This window comes from Vibrio fluminensis, from assembly GCF_015278125.1.
GTDB lineage: Bacteria > Pseudomonadota > Gammaproteobacteria > Enterobacterales > Vibrionaceae > Vibrio > Vibrio fluminensis.
Map to the genome: position 1 here is coordinate 57,011 of NZ_JADILO010000001.1, position 25,383 is coordinate 82,393.

The following is a 25,383-nucleotide window of genomic DNA, read 5'->3' on the forward strand; positions in this document are numbered from 1 at the left end:
ATTGCTGCTTTTTGAAAAAAGCTCCCTTGTCCGCACACAAAAAAAGCGGCTACTAGAGCCGCTGTTTCATTCTACTATAAGAAAAACTATGATTAAGACTCTAACGCCTTAGTCACTTTCTCAAACAGGTCTTTCGCCAGGTTATCCATCGCTTTAAGTTTTTCAAGCTCAGCTTTAATCAACGCTTGGCGCGTTTCATCGTACTTACCCAATTTTAGCAGTGGGTCGATCAAACGTGAGGCTACTTGCGGGTTTGAGCTATTGAGCTCACGTAAGATCTCTCCAGCAAATTGGTAGCCAGAGCCATCGACTGCGTGGAAGTGAACCGGATTCATATTAAGGAATGAACCAATTAGGCTGCGAGTACGGTTCGGGTTTTTCAAACTAAATGCTTCGTGCTGCATCGTTTGTTTGATCACTTCAAGTACGTTGCCTGCAGGGTTGCTACCTTGCAGTGCAAACCATTTATCCATAACCAAACCATCGTGTTTCCACTTGTTGCTGTAATCAGTCATCAGTGTTTCACGACACGCAAGTTGCGCTTGGTTTGCAGCAGACATTGCAGCAATCGTATCGGTCATGTTATTAGCTTGCTGATATTGTTGCTCAGCCAAAACATTGCCTTGTTCGGTATGAGCAAGGTAAGCCAAAGCGGTATTACGTAGAGCACGCTTACCAATTGCTGCGTGATCAATAGTGTACTCTGCTTGATTCAAGCTGTGGTAAATTGCAGAAAGCTCATCTTGTAGTTCAAATGCTAATTGAACTTTGATCGCTTTTAGTACGGCTGCGACAGCATCGACATCAACAGTCTTGTACCAACCTGATACTTCATTGTGACTTGGCAATGAAAGCACTTCAGCAATAAACGCTGGTTCTAGTTCTTCACTTAACAATACGCCACGGAATGCATCGACGACTTCACTTGGAAGTAAGACGTCACCACCCGCTTGCAAGTTAACAACATTGCGACGAATATACTTCGCCAACAACATTTGTCCCGCATCCCAACGAGCAAACTCATTGCGTGCATGAACCATTAAGAACGTTAGCTCTTCGTCACTGTAATCGTATTCAAGTTTTACTGGTGCAGAAAATTCTCTTAACAATGATGGTACGGGTTTTTCTGTCACACCTTCAAACACAAAGCTTTGTTTTGCTTGAGTTAGATTCAGAATATTTGAAACTTTTTCTCCGTTACAGCGTAACTCAACCACAGCACCCATTGCATCATACAACTCAATATCGAATGGAATATGCAGTGCCAGCTTCTCTGTTTGATCTTGAGTCGGGTCAGTTGATTGTTCTAGCGTCAATGTGTACGTTTTAGCATCAGCATTGTATTCGCTGCTTGCTTTTACGGTCGGTGTACCCGATTGGCTGTACCATAAACGGAACTGAGTAAGGTCAACATTGTTAGCATCTTCCATTGCTTTAACGAAATCTTCGCATGTCGCGGCTGTTCCATCGTGTCTTTCCATATAAAGCTTGATGCCTTTTTGGAAGCCTTCTTCTCCCAGTAAAGTGTGGTACATGCGAATGACTTCACTACCCTTTTCATACACGGTTAAGGTATAGAAGTTATTCATCTCAATCACTTTATCTGGACGAATTGGATGGGACATTGGACTGGCGTCTTCGGCAAACTGCGGGCCACGAATAATACGGACATTGTTAATGCGGTTTACCGCTCGTGAGCCAAGATCAGATGAAAACTCTTGATCGCGGAAAACAGTCAAACCTTCTTTTAAACTAAGTTGGAACCAATCACGGCAAGTCACACGGTTACCAGTCCAGTTATGGAAGTACTCGTGGCCGATTACCGCTTCGATACCTAAGTAATCTGTGTCGGTCGCAGTTTGATCGTTCGCTAGAACAAACTTAGAGTTAAAGACATTCAAACCTTTATTTTCCATTGCGCCCATGTTGAAGAAATCAACCGCGACAATCATGTAAATGTCTAAGTCATACTCTAAGTCGAAACGCTCTTCGTCCCACTTCATCGAATTGATCAGCGAAACCATCGCATGATTAGCGCGATCTAAGTTGCCTTTATCGACAAAGATTTCTAGTTCTAATGCACGACCAGACTTGGTGGTGTATTTGTCACGTAGAACATCAAAGTCACCCGCCACTAATGCAAACAGGTAAGATGGTTTTGGATGTGGGTCAAACCACTTCACCCAATGACGACCATTTTCAGTTTCGCCTTGTTCAACGCGGTTGCCATTGCTTAGTAAGAATGGATACTGCGCTTTATCGGCAATCACAGTTGTAGTGTAAATTGCCAGTACATCAGGGCGATCTAGGTAGTAAGTAATACGACGGAAGCCTTCCGCTTCACATTGAGTGCAGTAAGCACCATCAGATTTGTACAAACCCTCTAATGCAGTATTCGCTTCTGGGTTTATTTCGGTAACGATAGTTAATGTAAACTCGCTAGGCAATTGGTTGATCTTAATGCCATCTTCAACCAACTCATAATCAGACCATGGTTCTTGGTTTACTAATAGACTCTTTAGCACCAACCCATCACCATCTAACTCTAAAGTTGAGCTCTGTTTCAGTTGCTTAACTTGTGAGACCGCCGTCACTAATGTCGCGGTATCGTATAATTCAAATGTCAGATCGATATCAGTAATCGTATGAGATGGAGACTGATAATCTTTGCGATATTTGGCTTGAGGAGCTTGAGCCATTTCTAAATCCTTCTACAAATAATGTCGGTAGTTTTAAGTGTTCTAGAGATTGTACCCCAACGAAAATTACGATAGTTCAGACAAAACATCTGAAATCGCATTCGTTACTTATCGTTCAGTATGAGGCTGACGCTTTTTTCTCTAATAACTTAGTTGTAAAGCTTACAACTGTGACAACAAAAAAACGAGGTATTGTCATACATTACCTCGTTTTTTTCTAATATTGGTTTTACATCTAACTTATAAATCTAAACAACCAGTAAATTGACGATGTTTATCTTATTCGATTTAACACCGCAAACATGCCGCCTTCACCCGATTCAATCGTCAACGTATCTCGATTAAGTTTATAGCGAGTATTATGTTCACCGTTTTCATACAACAGGACAAGATGCTCGCCTTCTGTAAAGTAAACACCTCTTCTGATCGCTTCGTCACCATCAGGGTTGCTGACTTTGAATAGAAATACAAAATCAGGTTGTAATATCAAATCCATCTGGTTGACGTCACTCGCCAAAAGATCATCACCATCAAGATGCTTACTTGACCACATGCCTGCGAGTGAGTTTGAAAGGGCTTTGGTAAAAACGATGCCGTTTAAATTAAGCAAATTGTGGTTGCTCGCATAAGAGTAAATCTGAGGATGATCGGTATTCAACCCGAGAATAATCGTATCTTCATTTGCGGTATACATTCCTTCCCAGCGATCAACGGTATAGTCTTTTTTCTGAATATCAATCGTGAAATTATACTTAGAGTCTAACGTCAATTTTATCGCAATATAGTCTTCTTCTGATTTCTCAGGTTCAGGATTAATCAAATACCAATCGCCGATTAGAAACGGATGATCAAACAAACTTAACGCTTCGGTTTCTCGCGCATTAGAAGGGGTGGTCCCCCAAGTTGTAAAGCTAAAACAAGCTAATAAAATCCCAATCCATCTCATATCGCGTCCCCTTACTTTTTCTTTAAGCGTAGGCACAAGTCGGCGATAAAGCTAAAAATTTGATCTGGCTCACATTAGTTTTTGGTACAAAAAAAGCGAGCTACTTGAGCTCGCTTCGTATTTTGTTGATTAGCTTAACGTATCATATCAACCATGATAGCCACAGATTCATCTAGATATGCATCTGGTGCTTCATAATCTTTCGGTAAATCATCCAATGATTTATATGGCGTTTCACCGGCCAGTTTTTGGCGTTGGTTAATACGTTCAAGACGACGATTATCCGCTTCATCGCTAATGCGTTTGCGTTCTTTCTCGTTTAATGACAGAGCGTTATCTTCTTTCTCTGCATTGTATCTTGCGATATCTTGCGCGATAAAACCAAACTCTAGATCATTTGCGATGCGTGCTTGATGCTGTTTATCTAACTGCGCAATCAATTTATCGTTACGTTGTAACTGTGTGTAATCCGCTTTTTCAATGCTATCCCACGGTAGTGCATTATCTTCAACACTCTCACCCGTCTCAGCTGGGTCAATCGGTGTTGGATAAGCAATATCGGGTACGACACCTTTATTTTGCGTACTACCACCATCAATTCGATAGAATTTTTGAATTGTGTATTGAACGTAACCCAATTCTTTATCGAACAGATCGTAAATATGATTGAGCGAACGATGTTGTTGCACCGTGCCTTTACCGAATGAGTTCTCACCCACGACTACTGCGCGACCATAATCTTGCATTGCAGCGGCAAAAATCTCAGATGCAGATGCACTGTAGCGGTTAACTAGTACCATCAATGGACCGTCATAGCTGATTTCGTTATCGGTATCTGCATTAACGTTAATGCGACCATAACTATCTCGAACCTGAACAACCGGGCCACTCGTAATAAACAACCCAGATAAAGCCGTAGCTTCAGTTAGTGCTCCGCCGCCATTGTTACGTAAATCAACGATGATACCGTCGACTTTTTTCTGTTTGAGTTCAGAAATCAGCTTATCCGTGTCTTTAGACAGACCGACATAAAAACTCGGTACTTCTAGGACACCAATCTTTTTGCCATCTTGCTCGATGATTTCAGATTTAACAGCGCGATCTTCTAGACGAACTTTATCGCGAACAATTGAGATAACTTCACTCTTTGCATCGTTACCTTCCGGTAAGATTTCAAGTTTGACCGTTGTGCCTTTTGGCCCTTTGATAAGTTGGACCACGTCATCAAGTCGCCAACCAATCACATCAATCATCTCACCATCATCTTGACCAACACTGATGATGCGATCACCTTCACCGAGTTTCTTGCTCTTCGCCGCTGGGCCACCAGCAACAAGTGAACGAATCACGGTATAATCGTCAGTCATTTGCAACACAGCACCAATACCTTCAAGGGATAAATTCATCTCTTGCTGGAATTGATCAGCATTTCGTGGGGAAAGATAACTAGTGTGAGGATCGACTTCGCGCGAGAACGCGTTCATGTACAATTGGAAAGCATCTTCATTGTTGGTCTGAGTCAAACGTTTCAATGCATTATTGTAACGTTTGCCTAGGATGTCTTTGATTTCATCCCAGCTCTTGCCAGTCAATTTCAGATTTAAGGCATCGTACTTAACCCGTTTACGCCATAGTTCATCAAGCTCTTGCTCGTTCTTCGGCCAAGCGGCTTCGCTGCGATCAAGTTCAATACTTTCATCGGTATCAAACGTCATCTCTTTATCGAGTAGAGATAAGGCGTAATCAAACCTTTCATAGCGACGTTTGATTGATTGATTATAAATATCAAAAGCGATTTGGTTATCACCTGACTTTAATTGATCATCAATCGAATTCGCCCACTTAGAAAAGGAGTCGATATCAGCTTGAGTAAAGATATTCTTATTGAAATCAAGCATTTCAAGGTAACGATTAAAGATCGCTTGCGAAAATTGATCGTCTAACGAGAAATGTTTGTAATGAGAACGGGTAAATCGAGAAGCGACTCGCTTACTGGCGGTTTTGTGTTGAGCTTCTTGCTCAAGCGCAGGTAAGTCAGTTAATTCGATTTTAGCTTCGAGTGCTTTTACTGGAGTAGCTGCTAGCATAACGCTAGCAGCAATCAGCGAAAAGTTTAAACGGCATTTCATGCGTAGGAGATTCTCCTTTATGCGCGTAGGTGCTCCGCTTTCACAACCATTTGTAGGCCGTTAGACAGTTGAACTCGCACATCTTCCTTATTGATTTCAACGATAGTTGCAGGCATGTTTCCTTTACCCATGTTCACGTTTACTGCGTTACCAACTTTTACTTCTTCAGCTGTTAGTAGACGTGTTTCAACTGGTTTAGCTGCCTTCGGCGCTGACTTAGCAGGACGACGAGCTTGTTGAGGCTTTTTAGCCGCAGGCTTAGCAGTTTTTGCCTTGCCTTCTTCACGAGTCTTCTTGCCTTGTTCTTTGCGACGAGCTTGCACTTTCGCTTTGCTTTCTGCTAGTGCAGTTTTAGCGTGTTCAACGTGCTCTTCATCAAGCTCACCAGCTGGGTTGCCATCTAAATCTACACGTACTGCACCTGGCTTAACACCGTGTAGGTAACGCCATGATGAAGTGTACTGTCTTAACGCTGCACGAAGCTGAGTTTTACTTACTTTCGGGTCGTCTGAAAGGCGATCCGCAAGATCTTGAAAAATACCAATTTTAAGTGGCTTTGCTTCACCTTCTAAAGTAAAGCACTTAGGGAAACATTCAGCAATGTATGCAATTACTTCTTTGCTGTTTTTTAACTTTTCAGTGTTTTCCATGGGGGTTCCTGGTTAAAGCGGACTATCCGCGAGCGTTAAGATAAATATTTCAGCCATTATAGTGACCTGTAAACGAAAAACCACACTCTAACGCGAATTTATGCCTTGATAGCGTGTGAATTAAGCAGGTTTTCCACTTCTGCCATTAATTTAAGCAGTCCATTTTCGTCTTCTTGGTCAAATCGACCAATATTTGGGCTGTCGATGTCTAACACACCGGCGATTTTTCCATCAATTGAAAATGGGATAACAATTTCTGAATTGCTAGCGGCATCACAAGCGATATGACCTTCAAATTGGTGAACATCATGGACGCGTTGAACTTGGTTTGTCGCCACAGCTGTACCACAAACACCCTTTCCAACCGGAATGCGAACACAAGCAGGGTTGCCTTGGAAAGGCCCCAATACCAATTCATCTTTATCCATCAGGTAAAAACCGACCCAATTGATATCCTCGAGAGACATATTAAGTAACGCGCTGATATTCGACAAATTAGCAATCAGATTCGTTTCTGACTCAATAAGAGCCTGTGCTTGTTTAGTGAGGGATAGATAAAATTCTTGCTTCATAACAACTTCCGTTTAGAGACCTTACCGCGACTTCGAATCAAAACATGAGACATGTTTGGCGATTCTACGTACAATGTGAGTATAAATTATTCTTATTATCAGTAGAATGACCGAAAACAATAACACTATTAGCCGTTCTTGGCTGATTTCACAAGCAAAAATACACAAATCTAAGCTGATCGTAGCTAACCTCATTGCGATTGTAGCGACATTAGTCAGTGTCCCTATCCCTCTACTATTACCTCTAATGGTGGATGAAGTTCTGCTCGACAAGCCCAGTACTGGTCTTGAGCTAATGAATAGCGTTTTGCCTAGCTCAATTCAAACACCAACGGGTTACATTTTTTTTGCGTTGCTTCTTGTTATATTGATGCGCACTGTCAGCCAAGTGCTCAACATTTTGCAAAGCCGACAATTTACGCTGGTTTCTAAAACCATCACTTATCAAATGCGCAGTAAAATGATTGATAAGCTAGGCCGCATTAGTATTCGTCAGTATGAAACTCGCGGCAGTGGCGGTATCAATGCTCACTTGATTACCGATATTGAAACAATTGACCAGTTCATCGGCTCTACGCTGAGCAAATTTATTATTAGTTTTCTTACCGTTATTGGCACTGCGGGTGTACTACTGTGGATAGATTGGCGCTTGGGTTTATTTATTTTACTCGTCAATCCCATCGTGATTTATTTCTCCCGACTGCTCGGTAGCAAAGTTAAACACCTTAAGAAACGTGAAAACCAATCATTTGAACGTTTTCAAAATCGTTTAGTAGAAACATTGGACGGCATCTATCAGCTGCGTGCAGCAAATCGCGAACGTGAATTTTTGAACGAACTTAAACTGAATGCCAACCAAATTCGTCTCGATGCCGATAAGTACGCTTGGCAATCAGAAGCGGCTGGTCGTGTCTCCTTTCTACTATTCTTATTGGGCTTTGAGCTATTTCGTGCGGTTGCGATGTTGATGGTAATGTTCAGCGACCTGACCATTGGCCAGATTTTCGCTGTGTTTGGCTACCTTTGGTTTATGCTCTCGCCTGTTCAAGAGCTGCTCGGTATTCAGTTCTCTTGGTACAGTGCAAAAGCCGCTTTAACACGTATTAATACCTTATTAGAACTTGAAGAAGAATATCGTCCTAAGAGTAAAGTGAACCCGTTTAATGACCAGCAAGAAGTTGATGTGAGTATTGAGGACGTCACTTTTTCTTATAACGATGAAAGCCAAGTGCTCAGACACCTTAATCTGCATATCCCTGCGGGGAAAAAGGTTGCCTTAGTTGGTGCCAGTGGTGGTGGCAAGTCCACGTTAATTCAACTGTTAATTGGCGTCTACCGTCCTGAATCTGGCGTGATTAAATTCAATCATCACACTACCGACGACATTAGTTTTGATGTAATACGTGATCAAATTGCCGTGGTTTTACAGCAACCTATACTATTTAATGACAGCTTGAGGCATAATCTCACCCTCGGCAGTCATTATAGTGACGAGCAACTTTGGCAATCGCTTGAAATCGCGCAAATGCAAGATGTCATTAGCCAGCTTAGCCAAGGGTTGGAAACGCAGATTGGCCGTAATGGTATTCGCTTATCTGGCGGGCAAAGACAAAGACTGGCTATCGCTCGCATGGTATTAAGTGACCCGAAATTTGTCATTTTAGATGAAGCAACCTCAGCGTTAGACACCGCAACCGAGGCTGCTCTGCATAAAGCGTTAACTGAATTCTTAAATGGTCGAACAACGCTAATTGTAGCGCACCGCTTATCTGCGGTTAAACAAGCAGACATCATTTACGTGTTAGAAGATGGACAAGTGACCCAAACCGGGACTCATGGAGAATTAGTTGAACAACAAGGTCTATATCAAACCCTCTATGGCGCTGTGCAATCGCACGGCTAACAGGGTTACTCTCTATCTATTTGCCCTCAACCATCAGGGGGCACTTTGAGTTTAGATCCGCACATCACGCAACCTAGTAAAGTTCGACTTTGCCAAGGCTGTGAGTTACCCGTTGATATTGTTGAGGTTGAACTAGGCAAGAGTGCATTCTGTCCTCGCTGTGGTACGCAACTTTATCGCGGTGGTAGGCCTTCTTTATCAGGCAATTTAGCCATTGCGCTAACTTGCCTGTTGCTATTTATCCCTTCGCATTTTTTCAATTTCTTGAGTATCCGTCTGTTCGGGCAAATGATACCGGCAACCCTTCCGTCAGGCATTATTACTTTGTTCGAAGAAGGCTTCGTCTTTCTTTCACTATTAGTTGCATTTTGCAGCTCAATCGCACCACTACTGGTATGCAGTTCTGTAGTGGCAGCACATATCGCACTTAAACTCCGTTCGTTTAAATTATTAAGACCCGCCTTGTGGATCGTGCAGCATCTCAAGCATTGGGTGATGATCGACGTTTTCTTAATTAGTGTCGCGATTTCTTGTTTTAAACTACAAGACTATTCCGATCTGTTTGTTGGCGTCGGTCTATATGGTCTAATTCTATTGCAGCTCTTTACCGTGCTACTGGTAAGCCGCGTGAGCGTACGTCGCTACTGGGAAGCATATCAAGCAGAAAATGAATACCCGTTCGAGCATAAAGATGTGCACTGCACTGTCTGTCACCTCTCTCAGCCGAACAATGACAAGTGTGTTCGCTGCCACAACAGTTTGGCGCATCGAACACCGAATTCTATGCAGAAAACAGCGGCATACTTGTTGGCCGCTTCAATTGCGATATTACCAGCGAACCTGATCCCAATTTCTATTTTGCTTACCAACGGAAAACGTTTAGAAGACACCATATTCTCAGGTGTCGCTGCATTGGTAAAAAATGGCATGAGTGGCATCGCGCTGATTATCTTTGTCGCCAGTATTGTCGTGCCTGTGGCGAAAATTATTGGGCTTGCTTATATATTGCTGGCAGTAAAATTCAAACGCCGTATTTTTCATCGACAACGAATGATGATTTACTTTGTCGTGAAGTGGATCGGCAAATGGTCCATGATGGATCTGTTTGTTATTTCGATAATGATGGCCTTAGTTGACCGTGGTCAAATCCTTGATTTTACGCCAGGATATGGCGCTGTCGCTTTTGGTATCGTTGTGGTATTAACCATGTTGGCAGCAGATAGCTTTGATCCTCGATTTATCTGGGATAATTATGATGAAAGTCGTAATCGTCCGAGCAAAAAACTAAAACAACAAGAGTCTTTCAATGAGTAATTCAACGTCTTCGCAAAATTCTTACTCACCTGATGTGAAGCGGAATAAAGGTATTTCGCCCCTATGGATACTCCCTATTCTCACCATGGTGTTGGCAGGGTGGTTAGTATTTAAAGCTGTTCACGATGCAGGACAGAGAGTCAAAATTCAGTTCTCTGATGCTCAAGGTTTAATTGCAGGACGCACAACTATCCGCTATCAAGGCTTAGAAGTGGGTATGGTGCGCGATATTATTCTTTCTGAGAACCTAGAGAGCATTTATGTCGAAGCTGATATCTATCCAGAAGCAACCAAACTACTAAGTGATACTACCCGCTTTTGGATGGTAAAACCGACAGCATCACTGTCCGGTATTTCTGGCCTTGATGCGCTGGTATCGGGTAATTACATTGCCATTCAACCCGGCGCTGAAAGCGACGAAATTAAAACCACATTCGTTGCTCTCGATCGCGCACCAGTCGATCTACTGGCGAATCAGGGCTTGAGCATTACACTTAAATCAAGAGACCTAGGTGGGATCTCGATTGGCTCTCAAATTCTTTATCGTAAGATTCCAATTGGTGAAGTTTACAACTACCAGCTCGATAAGCAGAGCAAAAACGTTATCATCCAAGCCTCTATCCAAGATGAATATCGTGACATCATTAATAGTGAAAGCCGGTTTTGGAATGTGAGTGGGATTGGCGCAAACGTTGGTTTCTCAGGGGTCGATATCCGCTTGGAAAGTTTAACCGCATTAATTGGCGGTTCTATCGCTGTAGACTCCCCTGGACGCGGTGAGCCGGTAAAACAAAACGCCCAGTTCAAACTCTATCCAGACCTAAAAACTGCTGGCCGTGGTATCTCTATCAAAATAACCTTACCGGACGATAACAAAATCAGCCCTTCGGGCGCGCCAATTATGTATCGTGGCATTCAAATTGGGCAAATTACTGATTTGGAGCTAAACAAGCAACGCGAGCACATCATTGCGTCGGCCGCTATTGAGCCAGCTTTCAGCGACATGCTTAACACTGGCAGTCGTTTTGTGCTTGAAGAAGCCGAAGTGTCTCTTTCTGGCGTCGAAAACCTGACCAACCTTATAAAGGGTAACTTCCTAACATTAGTACCAGGTGAAGGAGAAAAAGCGCGTCAATTTACTGCAATTCGTAAGAATGAGTTCAAAATGCAACAAGCTCAGTCGATTGCGGTTGAACTGTACGCCGACAATTCATTTGGTCTAGATGCTGGCGCTAAGGTGCTTTATCGTGGTGTCAGTGTCGGTGAAATCACTAAAACAACACTGGAGCAAGACAAAGTACGTTTTGACCTATTAATCGATAAGCGTTACCAAAATCTAATCCGCTCAAATAACCGTTTCTTCGTAACAGGCAGCGCTAGTGCCGAATTAACCGAGGCGGGGTTAAATGTCACAGTACCACCTGCAAAGCAGCTACTCACGGGTTCGATCAGTTTTGTCAGTCTTGGAGACAAAATCGCCAAACCTCAGTATCAACTGTATAAGAGCCAATCTTTAGCAGAGCTGGCTCAGCACGCTCTAAGCGGCTCACAAAAAATTACCTTGGTCACTGACGAGCTACCTCCGGTTTCTAAAGGCAGCCCTCTACTCTATCGTAATTTGCAAGTTGGTAACGTCGCTGACTATAAACTGGTGAATGGACTTATTTTGGTTACGGTCACGATTGAAAACCAATACAAACACCTACTGAATAAAGAGACTGTCTTCTGGAATCGCTCTGGGGTTGAGATTGACGCTTCACTCGCCGGAGTAAGTGTCAAAGCGGCACCGCTTAAGACCCTAATCAAAGGGGGCATTGCGTTTGATACTATGTCAGGCATTGCGAATAAAGAAGGCAGCAACTGGAAGCTATACGATACGTTGAAACAGGCCCAAAAAGCAGGGTTCGAGATCACGCTAATCGCTCATGGCGACAGTAAAGTTTCGGTGGGTACCCCTATTCAATACAACAGCATCAAAGTCGGTGAAATCAGTAAAGTCGTGCCTGATTTTTCGCGTAATGACGTTGAATTAAAAGCACGTATTCTACCTGAGTTTGCCACCCAAATTGCTCGCCAAGGGAGTTATTTTTGGCTTCCGCAGGCAGAGGTAGGTTTAAGTGGCGTCAAGAATATTGAGAACCTCCTTAGCCAATCTATTAGTGTCTCAGTTGGTGATGGCGCACAAGCCAATAGCTTTGAACTGCATAGTCAGCCATTCCAAGCTGCTGGTGTCTCGTTCATACTGCAAAGTGAGACTCGCGGCTCTGTCGCCGTTGGCACTCCAGTGCTTTATCGCGAAATAGAAGTTGGCGAAGTCGTCAGTGTTGAACTGGGTGAGTTTGCCGATCGCGTTATTACTAAGATCGCGGTCGATGCAGACTACGCTTACCTAGTGCGCCAAAATAGCGTTTTTTGGAATAGCTCTGGTGTCGATGTTTCTATTGGCTTAACAGGGGCTGACATTCGTTCAGGCACTGTAGACAGCTTATTGCGCGGCGGAATCACCTTTGCCACGCCTGAAGGCTCGCAACTTCAACCTGTCGCAAAGCAAGATCAATCTTTCTTGCTACATAAAGCGCCAGAAGCCGACTGGAAATCATGGCGAACCGCCATTCCAAAGCCATAAGCAAAGCTTATAAGCCAAGTAATTTATAAGATTAACTTATCCAACACCAAGCGCAGCCCAAGCTGCGCTTTTTTTTCCATATTCCGTAAGCAACGTAAACGCTACGTTCCCACACCCATATTCCGTAGCGAAGCGTTCCCAATTCCGTATGCAGCGCAAACGTTGCGTTCCCGCATCCGTATTCCGTAGCAAAGCGTTCCTGATTCCGTAAGCAGCGAAAACGCTGCGCTCCCCCATCCGTATTCTGTAGCGAAGCGTTCGCGTCTCCCGCATCCAGTACCCGTTCTCCTTCCATCTTCAACTCTCTCGGGTATAATCGCGCTAAGTTTTATTTGCTCGAGTTTTCATTTTGCACGCTAACGTATTTATCCCTGATGCATTCCTAGCCGAGATGGCGAAAATCCTTCCTAGTTCACTGAATATGGAAGATTTTGTCGCTGCTTGCCAACGCCCACTGCGTAAAAGTATTCGTGTTAACACGCTGAAAATCTCGATTGACGAGTTTTTGATCCGAGCAGCAGAAAAAGGTTGGCAACTTGAGCCTGTGCCTTGGTGTGAAGAAGGCTTCTGGATTGAAGCCGATGAATCCATCGTCCCTCTTGGTAATACAGCAGAACACATGAGCGGTCTTTTCTACATTCAAGAAGCCAGTTCAATGATGCCAGTTGCAACCTTGTTTCAAGCCGATGACCAGTACGACAGCGTATTGGACATGGCTGCCGCTCCGGGTTCAAAAACCACACAAATTGCGGCACGCATGAATAACGAAGGTGTGCTGGTGGCGAATGAATTTTCATCAAGCCGAGTTAAGGTCCTGCATGCCAACATCGAGCGCTGTGGTGTACGCAATGCCGCACTGAGTAACTACGATGGTCGTGTGTTCGGTGGCTGGCTACCAGAACAATTTGAAGCCGTGCTTATCGATGCGCCATGTTCTGGAGAGGGAACCGTACGTAAAGATGCTGATGCGATGAAAAACTGGAGTAAGGAGTCCGTTATTTCTATCGCAGAGACACAGAAAGACTTAATTGAAAGCGCGTTCCATGCCCTTAAACCTGGTGGCGTAATGGTCTACTCAACCTGTACATTGAGTCGTGAAGAAAACCAAGAAGTTTGTCTGCACCTTAAAGAAACATTTGGTGACTTAGTTGAGTTCGATAACCTGTCTGAACTGTTTCCTAATGCAAAAGAAGCAATTACCGAAGAAGGTTTCTTACACATCTTCCCTCAAGTTTACGATTGTGAAGGCTTCTTCGTTGCGCGTCTGCGTAAACTTGGTTCGGTGCCAGCTCCTGAAGTTAAAAAACGCTTGGGTAAATTCCCATTTGAAAAAGTTAGCAATAAAGTACAGCAAGACATCGCGAAACAGTTAAAAGAAGCACTCGATGTTACTTTGCCTGCTGATTCTGCTGTATGGCTACGCGACAACGACGTATGGTTATTCCCTACCGCTCTTGAGCCAATGCTGAGCGAGTTTAAATTCTCACGCATGGGGATCAAAATTGCTGAAGCACATAAAAAAGGTTACCGCTGGCAGCATCAAGTTGCGACAGCACTATCGGATGGTTCCGAAACTAATTGCGTAGTACTTTCTATTGAGGAAGCTCGTGAATGGTTTATGGGACGCGATGTTCGCCCAGAAGGTCAATCTGGCAAAGGTGAAGTCTTAGTTAAAATGGGCAGTGATGTAGGTAACTATGTGATTGGACTTGGTAAATGGGTTGGGAATCGTGTTAAGAACGGCTTACCTCGTGAACTCGTCCGTGACAAAAACCTATTTTAATCACGTATTAAATTAGTTCTAAAACCCAAGACAAGCTCGCGCAAACCAAATTTTGTACTAATATTAATCTTATATACAAACAATAATATTAAGAAAGTTAGCGCGGGCTCAAACATTAGAGCCAATCCCCTAGGCCCGGATCAGGATAAGATCTGGGCCTTTTTTATTATGCTTCAATAGTATGAAGTCATAACAAAGGTTGAATTAGCTAAGGCGGATACCGTCTTTCTCAATAGTGATCTTGCCTTGCTTGTATAAACCACCAATGGTCTTTTTGAATGTCCCTTTACTGGTACGAAAAGCAGCGAAAATCTCTTCTGGTGAAGATTTATCGTTTAAAGGTAAAAATCCACCTTTTTTCTCTAGCAATTCGATGACTTTACAGCTCAAGTCATCCATCTTAGCGACACCAACTTTCTGCAAAGATAAATCAATCTTGCCATCTTCACGAATCCCTTTGATGTAACCCTTCATTTTTTTACCAATGAACAGTTTACCAAATACGTCGGAATTAAAGATCACACCCCAATGTTCACCATTCACAATTGCTTTGTAGCCTAAGTCACTACGCTCAGCGATCAACAAATCCACTTGTTGGTTACGAGTGTAGTTTGCAGGCGTCTTGTCTAGCAATTTGTTGAATTTCGTCGTACCGACGATGCGGCCTGATGCACGGTCTGTGTAGACATAAACAAGAATGGTTTGACCTGCAGCGAGACGACCGCGTTGTTCACTGAACGGTACCAACAGATCTTTCTCTTTGATACCCCAGTTAGCGAATGCCCCCGTGCTGCTAATGCCTTCGATTTTCATTAAACCCCATTCGCCTACCTGAGCAATTGGAGTCTCTGTGGTTGCAACCAGTTGGTTGTCAGAATCAAAATACAGGAATGCATCAATAAACTGACCTACTTCCACTCCTTCTGGAACGTGACGTTGCGGTAAAAGAGTGGTGCCAAAATCGCCTGCATCAAGAAACACGCCAAAATCAGCTTGTTTCACTACTTCGAGGTGGTTTACTTGACCAACATTAATCATTGTATTTTTATCTCTGTAACACTTAATTTGGAGCGATTATAGCGAAAGTCTGTTATGCTTGCGCCAGATTATTCGAACTTTTTTCCTTTCGGAGCTCCCCCTTGATTACCGTTGATAAGCAGGACGGCATCACGCTCAAGATTTCCCATTCAATGGCATCCAGCAAAAAGGCCAATCTTGACCTCTATTTCTTTGTTCCTGGTGAGTTAGGGCTCAGTCCTGACGTGCTCAAAGAAACTGAATTTTATTATGAGTCTATCGTGCAAAAGCGCGCTTATTACAGTGACAAAATACTCTTGCCACTTATCCATAGCCGTTTAGCAAAACGAGGACGTTTATCATCGACTCAGTATCGCGTCAGTTTGAGTTTGTTTGCTTATCAGTACGTCATCGCATTAGATAAAGCCGTTAACCAACTTAATCGCTATGACACTGACGTCGTGACCGACGAAGAAATCGATGCGGTGATTGAATTGTCTATCGACATTCTCAAGAAATTGCGTCGTGGCATTCCTTATGAAGAAAGCTTGAAGCGCTATTATGCCAACATCGACAACTATTTATCATGGTACACCGAGCAAAAGTTTCTTTCTCTGATTGCTCATATGCCCCGTGATGGTGATTACAAAACGCTGAAAGAGCGTTTGATCCTGATTGTCGAAAAAGAGAAAGCGCATCGCAAGCTCAATAACTACAATTCACCAGCAACACGTGACGACGTAACGCGAATGAGTAACAAGATGCGCCTACTACGTCGACTCATTGAACACCCTATCGTACTTAAAGAAAAAACGACCTCGCTAGGTAAAAATATGAAGCGAATCGTTAAAGGTTTGGCGACGGGTTTTGTCATGGTGTTTGTCACCATCACCGCGGTACTTGCTCGTGATTACTGGGGTGAAATCACCGCATCATTTATTGTCGCGATGTCGTTTGTTTATGCTCTGCGTGAAATCTTTAAAGATGATCTTCGTGATGTACTCTGGCGATGGTTCCGAAAGGGTAAACCGCGATGGCGTAAACGTTATACTGACCCAACCACCAATAAAGTGGTCGGTCAAAAAACCGAATGGCTCGACTATCAAGCACTAAACAAGCTTCCAGATAGAGTTATGTTTATTCGCAAAAAACGCACCGCGCAACGTGAAGAGCAGATACTTCATTACCGCTCGGAAATCGAAATGGCGACTTCACGCTTTATGAGTGGTTATGAAGAGACCCGTGAAACCATGTTCGTTAGCATGAGATCGCTAACACGATTAATGGATAAAGGCTCAAACAGCGTCTATTTACTGAATAACGGTCAAGTGAGTCGAGAGTCTGTCGAAAAGCGTCACTTAATTAACTTAATAGCTAAAGAAGACCGCGATGACGGCAAACAGAGATACTTCCGCTGGAAAATAATCTTAAACCGTACCAAGATTGTCGCGATAGAGCAGGTTGACGTCGACCCAAACATTCAACTGCCTTAAATAATCGTTATTGGCGCTTAGATAACTTAATCGAAAGCGTCAGTTCAAATACCGCCATCGGTTCATCGGCATGCAGTGATGGACAGGTGGCAGTAATTACTACCGCTCTATTGATGCGCTCTCCTGTTTCAATGGCTTCATCCAGCATTTGGTCAATCAGCAAACCGTCACTGCAAGTAAACAATACATCCGCTTCTGGCCTTTTTAAGAATTCTCCTTTGACCGCTTTAAACGCCAGCGAAATTTTTTCGCCTCGCTGCTGCGCCTTACTCATTGCCATAAAGCCACCAGCAACATCTGCACCGACAGCCAAAACGCCAAAATACATACTATTAAGATGATTTTTAGTTCTACGACGCAGCGGGATCATCACTTCGACTTTCTCTTCGTCCAATTGCAATATCTTGGGACGGCATAGCCAGATCAACGGGACTTTAAAGAAGCCGAAAGAGTTCAAGTAGAAATTTGCTTGGCGTAGAGGACTGAGCATAGTGACTTCCGTTATCAACTGGTCTGATCTGTTTTTAATAACTAAGTTATATATTGTTTTGCAGCAAAGTCAACATATTATTAACATAATTGAGAATGAACCGCGCTTAAACAGTTACATTGTCACACCACTAAGGTTACTTGATTTACTTGGTTATAAGTTAAATCTTAAGAATTTGTATATTTAGTTTATTCCTTAGTGGGTTTCCGTTATCTTTAGCGCTTCGTAATTAAAGAATAGGCTGCAGTATGCCACTTAAAACCGACGAACTAAGAACCCAACCGATGGGTCCTATGCCAACTCCTGCTGAGTTGAGCCACACTTACCCTATTACTGACGATGTAGCGGCGCGTATCGCTCAATCTCGTCGTCAGATTGAAAGTATTTTGGTAGGTGAAGACCAACGTCTTCTTGTTATCGTTGGTCCATGCTCTGTTCACGATACAGACGCAGCACTCGATTACGCGAGTCGCCTAGCTACCATTCAAGAACAATACAAAGACGAACTATTCATCGTCATGCGTACCTACTTCGAAAAGCCTCGTACTGTTGTAGGCTGGAAAGGTCTAATCACCGATCCTAATCTAGATGGTTCTTACGCACTTGAAACTGGTCTTAACAAAGCTCGCGAGCTATTGCTTGATATCAATAAACTTGGCTTGGCAACGGCTACCGAGTTTCTTGATATGATCACTGGCCAATACATTGCCGATCTTATTACTTGGGGTGCAATTGGCGCGCGCACAACTGAATCGCAAATTCACCGTGAAATGGCCTCTGCACTATCGTGCCCAGTAGGTTTTAAAAACGGTACCAATGGTAATATCAAAATTGCTATCGATGCGATTCGCGCAGCAAAAGCTCAGCACTACTTCTATTCACCAGACAAAAACGGCCGTATGACTGTTTACCGCACTTTTGGTAACCCATATGGTCACGTCATTCTGCGTGGTGGCGATCAAGGTCCAAACTTTGATGCACAATCAGTCGAAGTCGCATGTAAACAGCTTGCAGAGTTCGACCTACCACAGCGTCTTGTGGTAGATTTCAGTCACGCGAACTGCCAAAAACAACATAGAAAACAGATCGATGTTGCTAAAGACATTTGCGAACAAATTAAATCTGGCAGTACGTACATTGCAGGTATTATGGCTGAGAGCTTTATTATTGAAGGCAATCAACCAATGGACGACATTACTTCCCTAACCTACGGTCAGTCTATCACTGACCCATGTTTAAGCTGGGAAGATACTGCGTACATGTTGGAACTTTTGGCGGATGCTGTTAAAGCACGCCCATAATTTTAGAGGAAATTTACATGCCATCTTTTGATATTGTTTCTGAAATCGATAGCGTAGAACTACGCAATGCAATCGAGAACGCTCAACGCGAGCTTTCTACTCGTTTCGACTTTAGAAACGTAGCAGCAGAGATTGAGCTACAAAAAGATGAATCTGTAAAACTCAGCGCGGAAGGTGATTTCCAGCTAAAGCAAATGCGTGACATTTTACGTGGACACCTAGCAAAACGCGGTGTGGACGCGAATTCAATGGAAGCAAAAGATCCTGAAGCAACGGGTAAAAATTGGCATCAAGTGCTTGTTTTCAAACAAGGCATTGACACTCCAATGGCTAAAAAGGTTGTGAAAGCGCTGAAAGACGCAAAGATGAAGGTGCAAGCCTCTATTCAAGGTGAAAAAGTACGCGTAACAGGTAAGAAACGCGATGACCTTCAGGCTGCTATTGCTCTGATCCGTGAAGCTGAACTGGGCCAACCATTCCAGTACGAAAACTTCCGTGACTAGTCAATACCGTTAAATGTTAAAAACCCGCGTCTTCGCGGGTTTTTTTTCGACGTGAACACACAGATTACATTTTCGCTGATTTGAGTCTTAAACTATCACCAATCAGTAAGTTATATTTTGCCGATGCTTCATTGATGAACACAATCACACGTAATTGTTGTTGCTGGGCTTGAGCAATTAACTTACTCAACTCCCCTTCATCATAAAACATCAGTCGCTCAGCATCTCGCCTAACACTATCGACAAACACAAATGGACAGTCTGATGGATATAAGACTAACTCTGCTTGTTGCATTAATCTTAATGCCTTAAGTGAGAGTAATTCAATATCTTGACCGAATTCAACCCAGGTCAGCTGCCCCTCAGTCGTGACAGCCTCATTTAGAAGACCTTGATAACACTCTTCTAGTTCTTGTCGTGACGCGGCCAACTCTACCTGAGCATGGTCAAAAAATCGTTCCCAAAACTTGCGGCGTAAATCAACACTTGGCAGCTTCTGCTTAATATCATTGCGCTTCGACGCAGCAAAATCTCCTTGTAAGGAGAGGTTTTGTGGCAGTATGTACTCCAATTTTTGTCGAATATTTCGCACCAGCACAGGTGACGCTCCACCACTTGAAATCGCTATCTGAAAACGACCGCGATTAACGATTGAAGGCGTAATAAAGTCACAATATGGCTGGTCATCCACCACGTTAACCAGAATACCCAGTTTTTTGGCGTCATGGTGCACCTGATGATTCAAATTCGGGTTATCAGTGGTTGCCCAAACTTGCACAAATCGCGTATCCATCATCTCGTGTGAGTAGAAGTTCTGCACCCATTGGCACTCTTCACTTACAACTAAAGTCTGCAAGTAATCTTCAATCGCTGGAGACACAATTGTAACAATTGCCCCTGCTCTGACCAGGGTTTCCACTTTGCGGCAAGCCACTTCACCGCCACCAACCACCAGCACCTCTTTACCTTTGAGGTCTAAAAACATTGGAAAGTACTGCATTTCGCTCCTTGCTTATTTATCCTTCAATACTATACGTCGAATTTAACTTTAACTTTAAAATTATATTTTGAGTTAAAAGCGTTTATTAAGACTATAAAACTATGAAATAGCGGCTACCACTGTATCTAAATCTGCATTACGAGAAGTGAGATCAAGGTACTATTTACAAATAATTAACACTTCGTCATTCTATTTGTGTCGAGGATTGTGATTCTAATCAAAAATCATTTTAAATTATACATTTGAGAATATGCAGATCCTTTCCTAGGCTTATAACTAGTTGATTTAGAGACTGACACACTTGAACAGTTTATAAAGTCGACAATATCAATAAACACAACATTTTTCGATTAGTTGCATCAGGTCCCACCTGATTTAACATGGATTCCATAGGAAGGATACAGATGGTTAAAAAGCTCTCACTTCTAAGCGCAAGCATCGTAACGGCTGCACTTCTTGCAGGTTGCGGTGACAACACAAACTCTGCGGCAGACACGGCAAAAGTTGCAGAACTTGAGAAAAAAATATCCGAACTACAAAATCAATTATCTCAAAAAACAGATGCGCCAGCCGCAGCCTCGGCACAGACTTCATCAGAAAGCACACTGGATCGTGTAATTAAAGATGGCCAGTTAACTTGTGGTGTAAGTACTGGTCTACCAGGATTTTCTAACCCGAACTCTAAAGGTGAATGGGAAGGCATTGACGTAGAATACTGTCAAGCACTTGCCGCGGCAGTACTGGGTGACAAATCGAAAGTTAAATACGTTCCTTTAACAGCGAAAGAGCGTTTCACAGCACTGCAATCTGGTGAAATTGACGTACTTTCTCGCAACACGACGTGGACACTGCACCGCGATACCGCCTTAGGTCTTAACTTTGTAGGCGTAAACTATTACGACGGTCAAGGCTTTATGATTAAGAAAGACCTTGGTATTTCAAGCGCGAAAGAGCTTGATGGTGCATCAGTATGTGTGCAATCAGGTACAACAACTGAACTTAACCTAGCGGACTACTTCCGTAACAATGGTATGAGCTACAAGCCTGTTGTATTTGATACTGCGGCTCAAACCTCAAGTGGTTTTGACTCTGGTCGATGTGATGTGCTTACCACCGACCAATCTGGCCTTTATGCCCTGCGTCTAAATCTTGCTGATCCAAGCTCAGCAGTCGTACTACCAGAAATTATCTCGAAAGAGCCGCTAGGCCCTGTAGTACGTCAAGGTGACGACAAATGGTTCAACGTGGCTAAGTGGACGCTGAACACTATGATTAATGCCGAAGAATATGGCATTGATTCTCAGAACGTTGATGAAATGGCCAAATCAACCGATCCAAATGTTAAACGCATTCTTGGCATCGACGGTCCTAAAGGTAAAAGCTTAGGCATTCAAGATGATTGGGGTTATCAAGTAATCAAACAAGTAGGCAACTACGGCGAAAGTTTTGAGCGCACTGTTGGCGAAGATTCTCCTCTAGAAATCTCTCGCGGTGTTAATGCTCTTTGGAACCAAGGTGGCTTCCTATACGCGCCACCTATCCGCTAAGTTCAAGTCATATCTTCATAAAACAAATGGGCGGATTATTCCGCCCATTTACTAAAATCGACGGATTAGAGGTTACTGCAGTATGAAACCTACTATTAGCGAAGCTAGTCAGGCGCCAACGTCTAAAACTAGCATTCTCTATAATCCCACTTTTCGCTCAGTCGCTTTTCAGATTATCGCTGTTAGCGCACTGGCTTTCTTTGTCTACACTATTGTTAACAATGCACTTACCAATCTAGATTCACGTGGCATCGCCACTGGATTTGGTTTCCTTGATCAAGAAGCAGGCTTTGGGATTGGCCTATCGCTGATTGAATATGATGAAACCTTCTCTTACGGCCGTACTTTCTGGGTAGGCTTACTTAACACCGCGCTTGTATCTTTCTTGGGTATTATCGTTGCGACTGTGCTTGGTTTTGCCATCGGTATAGCGCGTCTATCATCGAACTGGCTTGTGAGCCGTTTAGCCGCAGTATATATAGAGATTTTCCGTAATATTCCTCTGTTGCTACAAATCTTCTTTTGGTATTTCGCCGTACTACAAGCACTACCTTCACCGAAAGAAAGCATCAGTTTAGGCGAGGCAATCTTCGTTAACGTACGGGGACTGTTTTTCCCCGCTCCCGTCATGGAACAAGGTTCTATGGTGGTTGTCGGCGCTTTCGTTGTTGGCATCATCGCGACTATTGTGATTAATATTTGGGCGAATAACCGTCAGAAATTGACTGGTCAGCAAACCCCTATGTTTCGCATTGCGTTTGGTTTAATTGTTGTGTTGCCAGTGATCGTGTACTTCATCATGGGTTCGCCAATCTCGGCAGAGTACCCTGAATTAAAGGGCTTCAACTTCCGTGGTGGTATCAGTATTATCCCTGAGCTCGCTGCGTTACTGTTGGCACTAAGTATCTACACGGCTTCATTTATTGCCGAAATCGTGCGTTCTGGTATTAATGCTGTCAGTCATGGGCAAACAGAAGCGGCAATGTCACTAGGCTTACCACGCTCTAAAACCCTAAAACTAGTGGTTCTTCCGCAAGCACTTAGAATCATTATTCCTCCACTCACCAGCCAATACTTAAATCTAACTAAGAACTCATCGCTAGCAATGGCGATCGGTTACCCTGATTTGGTTTCTGTGTTTGCCGGAACTACCCTTAACCAGACTGGACAAGCGATTGAAATCATCGCAATGACTATGGGTGTTTATCTGACACTAAGTCTACTGACCTCTGCTCTGATGAACTTGTATAACCGTAAAGTGGCGTTAGTGGAGAGATAATATGAAGACACATCAATTTCAGCCAGATTTACCGCCACCATCGAATACCGTTGGCCTAGTTGGGTGGTTACGACGTAACTTATTCAATGGTCCCTTAAACTCTATCGTGAGTTTAATTCTTGGTTACTTTATGGTGGTAGGCTTATGGTCTATTGCTGAGTGGGCATTCATCAATGCAGATTGGATAGGGACAACTCGGAACGATTGTACCCGAGAAGGTGCGTGTTGGGTATTTATCAGTGTCCGTTGGGAGCAGTTTATGTACGGCTTCTACCCAGAAGCTGAGCTGTGGCGCCCTCGCCTGTTTTATGCAACATTAGCGTTGTTCACTATCTTACTCGCTTATGAAGGCACGCCAAAACGTACTTGGATTTGGTTGTTCTTCGTAAATGTTTACCCATTTATTGCCGCAGGCTTGCTCTATGGCGGAGTATTCGGGCTTGAGGTGGTTGAAACGCATAAATGGGGTGGTTTGCTGGTTACTCTGATCATTGCTCTTGTTGGTATTGTGGTCTCTTTACCGATTGGTGTGGCGTTGGCGCTTGGACGCCGTTCAGAAATGCCCATCATTCGCAGCATATGTACCGTTTACATCGAAGTATGGCGCGGTGTTCCACTGATCACTGTGCTATTTATGGCATCTGTAATGCTACCACTGTTCCTTTCTGAAGGTTCTGAAACCAACAAATTGATCCGCGCGCTTATCGGTGTGGTGATGTTCGCTGCTGCCTATATGGCTGAAGTGGTTCGCGGCGGTTTGCAAGCGATTCCTAAAGGTCAATATGAAGCAGCCGACGCTTTGGGCTTAACTTACTGGAAGAAGATGGGACTGATCATTTTGCCGCAAGCATTAAAGATCACTATTCCTTCCATCGTAAACACCTTCATTGGTCTATTTAAAGATACCAGTCTGGTACTTATCATCGGTATGTTCGATGTGTTAGGTATAGGACAAGCCGCGAACACTGACCCTGAGTGGTTAGGTTTTGCAACTGAAAGTTATGTATTTGTCGCGTTAGTGTTCTGGGTATTTTGTTTTGGCATGTCGCGTTATTCGATATGGCTAGAGAACAAACTCCATACCGGCCACAAACGATAATTCTAGTATTCAAGGACGTATTATGACGCAACAACAAGATTACATGATCGAAATTAACGACATGAACAAGTGGTATGGTGAGTTTCACGTACTAAAGAACATTAACCTGAAAGTCAAAAAAGGCGAAAAAATTGTTATTTGTGGGCCTTCAGGCTCAGGTAAATCAACCATGATTCGCTGCATCAATCGTTTGGAAGAGCACCAAAAAGGTCACATCTTTGTTTCAGGTAATGAGCTAACCGAAGATTTGAAAAACATTGAAGCAGTCCGCCGTGAAGTAGGAATGTGTTTCCAACACTTTAATTTATTCCCTCATTTAACTGTATTGGAAAACTGTACCCTAGCACCTATTTGGGTCAAGAAAATGCCGAAAGATGAAGCGGAAAAGATTGCGATGCAGTACCTAGAGCGCGTTAAGATCCCTGATCAAGCCGACAAATATCCAGGACAGCTTTCTGGTGGTCAGCAACAGCGCGTGGCTATCGCACGTTCACTGTGTATGAACCCGCAAGTGATGTTGTTTGATGAACCTACATCAGCTCTCGACCCGGAAATGGTGAGGGAAGTATTAGATGTAATGGTTGAACTAGCAGATGAAGGTATGACTATGCTTTGTGTCACTCACGAGATGGGCTTTGCTAAAGAAGTGGCCGATCGCGTTATCTTTATGGATGCAGGTGAAATCATTGAAGAGAACAATCCAGTTGAATTTTTTGAAAACCCGCAATCGGATCGAACACAGAACTTCCTGGCTCAAATCCTTCATCACTAAAAAGCACTAATTGACCGACTTTAAGGGCACATAGCGTGCCCTTTTGTTTTTGTTACAGTTTTTCGGTCAAGTAACCCAACAGATTAGTAGCACATCACAATACCGCTACTGGAAAAAAGGGTTCAGATGCACATTTGGTTAAATTGTGTTACATCTTCGCAATTACTTGAGCAACTATTTCTATTATTATTCTGTTAACTACTCGATGGGGCTTGATCTTTTACTCAATCAACCGCATAAATGTAGGTATAAGCATAACA

The 25,383-nt window shown here is 43.3% G+C and carries 20 protein-coding genes; 11 read left to right on the forward strand and 9 right to left on the reverse strand.

The genetic code is table 11. The annotated features are described in order from the left end of the window. Positions 1 to 92: 92 nt before the first annotated feature. From pepN to IRQ95_RS00300, 5 genes are all read right to left on the reverse strand, one after another. On the reverse strand, positions 93 to 2,699 hold the full coding sequence (pepN, locus tag IRQ95_RS00280; protein WP_194435026.1) for an aminopeptidase N: 2,607 nt from the start codon (positions 2,697 to 2,699) through the stop codon (positions 93 to 95). A gap of 274 nt (positions 2,700 to 2,973) precedes the next feature. Next, the gene (locus tag IRQ95_RS00285; RefSeq protein ID WP_194435027.1) at positions 2,974 to 3,645 is read right to left on the reverse strand and encodes a hypothetical protein; all 672 of its coding nucleotides are present in this window, start codon (positions 3,643 to 3,645) and stop codon (positions 2,974 to 2,976) included. A 134-nt stretch (positions 3,646 to 3,779) separates the two neighbouring features. Further along, a complete protein-coding gene (prc, locus tag IRQ95_RS00290; protein ID WP_194435028.1) occupies positions 3,780 to 5,774 on the reverse strand; it encodes a carboxy terminal-processing peptidase in 1,995 nt (664 codons plus the stop codon). A gap of 17 nt (positions 5,775 to 5,791) precedes the next feature. Further along, positions 5,792 to 6,424, reverse strand: a complete 633-nt coding sequence (gene proQ, locus IRQ95_RS00295) for an RNA chaperone ProQ (RefSeq protein ID WP_194435029.1) — start codon at positions 6,422 to 6,424, stop codon at positions 5,792 to 5,794. 98 nt (positions 6,425 to 6,522) lie between these two features. Then, positions 6,523 to 6,996, reverse strand: coding sequence for a GAF domain-containing protein (locus tag IRQ95_RS00300; protein ID WP_194435030.1), 474 nt, complete (start codon positions 6,994 to 6,996; stop codon positions 6,523 to 6,525). A 106-nt stretch (positions 6,997 to 7,102) separates the two neighbouring features. On the opposite strand from IRQ95_RS00300, the gene IRQ95_RS00305 reads away from it, so the two are divergent. Genes IRQ95_RS00305 through IRQ95_RS00315 form a run of 3 tightly spaced genes read left to right on the forward strand, consistent with a single transcriptional unit; the run spans position 7,103 to position 12,839 of the window. Further along, entirely contained in the window at positions 7,103 to 8,899 is a 1,797-nt protein-coding gene (locus IRQ95_RS00305; protein ID WP_194435031.1) for an ABC transporter ATP-binding protein, read from the forward strand. Positions 8,900 to 8,944: 45 nt separating this feature from the next. Then, positions 8,945 to 10,213, forward strand: coding sequence for a paraquat-inducible protein A (locus tag IRQ95_RS00310; RefSeq protein WP_194435032.1), 1,269 nt, complete (start codon positions 8,945 to 8,947; stop codon positions 10,211 to 10,213). Next, a complete protein-coding gene (locus IRQ95_RS00315) occupies positions 10,206 to 12,839 on the forward strand; it encodes a PqiB family protein (protein ID WP_194435033.1) in 2,634 nt (877 codons plus the stop codon). The genes IRQ95_RS00310 and IRQ95_RS00315 overlap by 8 nt, the downstream gene beginning before the upstream one ends. A 31-nt stretch (positions 12,840 to 12,870) precedes the next feature. Here the strand turns inward: IRQ95_RS00315 and IRQ95_RS00320 are convergent, their stop codons facing one another. Then, on the reverse strand, positions 12,871 to 13,134 hold the full coding sequence (locus IRQ95_RS00320; RefSeq protein WP_194435034.1) for a hypothetical protein: 264 nt from the start codon (positions 13,132 to 13,134) through the stop codon (positions 12,871 to 12,873). A gap of 54 nt (positions 13,135 to 13,188) precedes the next feature. On the opposite strand from IRQ95_RS00320, the gene rsmF reads away from it, so the two are divergent. Next, positions 13,189 to 14,622: a 16S rRNA (cytosine(1407)-C(5))-methyltransferase RsmF gene (gene rsmF, locus IRQ95_RS00325; RefSeq protein ID WP_194435035.1), complete on the forward strand. Its 1,434-nt coding sequence runs from the start codon at positions 13,189 to 13,191 to the stop codon at positions 14,620 to 14,622. Between the two features lie 204 nt (positions 14,623 to 14,826). On the opposite strand, the gene IRQ95_RS00330 is transcribed toward rsmF, so the two are convergent. After that, positions 14,827 to 15,660, reverse strand: a complete 834-nt coding sequence (locus IRQ95_RS00330) for a CvfB family protein (protein WP_194435036.1) — start codon at positions 15,658 to 15,660, stop codon at positions 14,827 to 14,829. Positions 15,661 to 15,761: 101 nt separating this feature from the next. Here IRQ95_RS00330 and IRQ95_RS00335 point away from each other — a divergent pair, with 101 nt between their 5' ends. Then, on the forward strand, positions 15,762 to 17,132 hold the full coding sequence (locus tag IRQ95_RS00335; protein ID WP_194435037.1) for a hypothetical protein: 1,371 nt from the start codon (positions 15,762 to 15,764) through the stop codon (positions 17,130 to 17,132). Positions 17,133 to 17,139: 7 nt separating this feature from the next. Here the strand turns inward: IRQ95_RS00335 and IRQ95_RS00340 are convergent, their stop codons facing one another. After that, a complete protein-coding gene (locus IRQ95_RS00340; protein ID WP_194435038.1) occupies positions 17,140 to 17,622 on the reverse strand; it encodes a PaaI family thioesterase in 483 nt (160 codons plus the stop codon). 248 nt (positions 17,623 to 17,870) lie between these two features. Here IRQ95_RS00340 and IRQ95_RS00345 point away from each other — a divergent pair, with 248 nt between their 5' ends. After that, positions 17,871 to 18,923: a 3-deoxy-7-phosphoheptulonate synthase gene (locus IRQ95_RS00345; protein WP_194435039.1), complete on the forward strand. Its 1,053-nt coding sequence runs from the start codon at positions 17,871 to 17,873 to the stop codon at positions 18,921 to 18,923. 17 nt (positions 18,924 to 18,940) lie between these two features. Beyond that, a complete protein-coding gene (locus IRQ95_RS00350; protein WP_194435040.1) occupies positions 18,941 to 19,426 on the forward strand; it encodes a YajQ family cyclic di-GMP-binding protein in 486 nt (161 codons plus the stop codon). Positions 19,427 to 19,490: 64 nt separating this feature from the next. On the opposite strand, the gene IRQ95_RS00355 is transcribed toward IRQ95_RS00350, so the two are convergent. Continuing rightward, positions 19,491 to 20,426 (reverse strand): precorrin-2 dehydrogenase/sirohydrochlorin ferrochelatase family protein, encoded by a 936-nt coding sequence (locus IRQ95_RS00355; protein ID WP_194435041.1) that lies wholly within the window; start codon positions 20,424 to 20,426, stop codon positions 19,491 to 19,493. A 380-nt stretch (positions 20,427 to 20,806) separates the two neighbouring features. Here IRQ95_RS00355 and IRQ95_RS00360 point away from each other — a divergent pair, with 380 nt between their 5' ends. From IRQ95_RS00360 to IRQ95_RS00375, 4 genes are all read left to right on the forward strand, one after another. Continuing rightward, positions 20,807 to 21,973 carry a transporter substrate-binding domain-containing protein gene (locus IRQ95_RS00360; RefSeq protein ID WP_431358040.1) on the forward strand — a complete coding sequence of 389 codons (1,167 nt, stop codon included), beginning with the start codon at positions 20,807 to 20,809 and terminating at the stop codon, positions 21,971 to 21,973. An 82-nt stretch (positions 21,974 to 22,055) separates the two neighbouring features. Beyond that, a complete protein-coding gene (locus IRQ95_RS00365) occupies positions 22,056 to 23,252 on the forward strand; it encodes an amino acid ABC transporter permease (RefSeq protein ID WP_194435043.1) in 1,197 nt (398 codons plus the stop codon). Between the two features lies 1 nt (position 23,253). After that, positions 23,254 to 24,351, forward strand: coding sequence for an amino acid ABC transporter permease (locus tag IRQ95_RS00370; RefSeq protein WP_194435044.1), 1,098 nt, complete (start codon positions 23,254 to 23,256; stop codon positions 24,349 to 24,351). Positions 24,352 to 24,373: 22 nt separating this feature from the next. Then, the gene (locus IRQ95_RS00375) at positions 24,374 to 25,123 is read left to right on the forward strand and encodes an amino acid ABC transporter ATP-binding protein (protein ID WP_194435045.1); all 750 of its coding nucleotides are present in this window, start codon (positions 24,374 to 24,376) and stop codon (positions 25,121 to 25,123) included. The last annotated feature ends 260 nt before the right edge of the window (positions 25,124 to 25,383 follow it).

Bases quoted from the DNA above. Each gene is read 5' to 3' on its own strand.
- IRQ95_RS00345 (WP_194435039.1), top strand. From the start codon at position 17,871: ATGCCACTTAAAACCGACGAACTAAGAACCCAACCGATGGGTCCTATG.
- pepN (WP_194435026.1), bottom strand. From the start codon at position 2,699: ATGGCTCAAGCTCCTCAAGCCAAATATCGCAAAGATTATCAGTCTCCA.
- IRQ95_RS00285 (WP_194435027.1), bottom strand. From the start codon at position 3,645: ATGAGATGGATTGGGATTTTATTAGCTTGTTTTAGCTTTACAACTTGG.
- IRQ95_RS00320 (WP_194435034.1), bottom strand. From the start codon at position 13,134: ATGGAAGGAGAACGGGTACTGGATGCGGGAGACGCGAACGCTTCGCTA.
- IRQ95_RS00340 (WP_194435038.1), bottom strand. From the start codon at position 17,622: ATGCTCAGTCCTCTACGCCAAGCAAATTTCTACTTGAACTCTTTCGGC.
- IRQ95_RS00330 (WP_194435036.1), bottom strand. From the start codon at position 15,660: ATGATTAATGTTGGTCAAGTAAACCACCTCGAAGTAGTGAAACAAGCT.
- IRQ95_RS00375 (WP_194435045.1), top strand. From the start codon at position 24,374: ATGACGCAACAACAAGATTACATGATCGAAATTAACGACATGAACAAG.
- IRQ95_RS00305 (WP_194435031.1), top strand. From the start codon at position 7,103: ATGACCGAAAACAATAACACTATTAGCCGTTCTTGGCTGATTTCACAA.
- proQ (WP_194435029.1), bottom strand. From the start codon at position 6,424: ATGGAAAACACTGAAAAGTTAAAAAACAGCAAAGAAGTAATTGCATAC.
- IRQ95_RS00365 (WP_194435043.1), top strand. From the start codon at position 22,056: ATGAAACCTACTATTAGCGAAGCTAGTCAGGCGCCAACGTCTAAAACT.
- IRQ95_RS00355 (WP_194435041.1), bottom strand. From the start codon at position 20,426: ATGCAGTACTTTCCAATGTTTTTAGACCTCAAAGGTAAAGAGGTGCTG.
- IRQ95_RS00315 (WP_194435033.1), top strand. From the start codon at position 10,206: ATGAGTAATTCAACGTCTTCGCAAAATTCTTACTCACCTGATGTGAAG.
- IRQ95_RS00300 (WP_194435030.1), bottom strand. From the start codon at position 6,996: ATGAAGCAAGAATTTTATCTATCCCTCACTAAACAAGCACAGGCTCTT.
- prc (WP_194435028.1), bottom strand. From the start codon at position 5,774: ATGAAATGCCGTTTAAACTTTTCGCTGATTGCTGCTAGCGTTATGCTA.
- IRQ95_RS00370 (WP_194435044.1), top strand. From the start codon at position 23,254: ATGAAGACACATCAATTTCAGCCAGATTTACCGCCACCATCGAATACC.
- IRQ95_RS00360 (WP_431358040.1), top strand. From the start codon at position 20,807: ATGGATTCCATAGGAAGGATACAGATGGTTAAAAAGCTCTCACTTCTA.
- IRQ95_RS00350 (WP_194435040.1), top strand. From the start codon at position 18,941: ATGCCATCTTTTGATATTGTTTCTGAAATCGATAGCGTAGAACTACGC.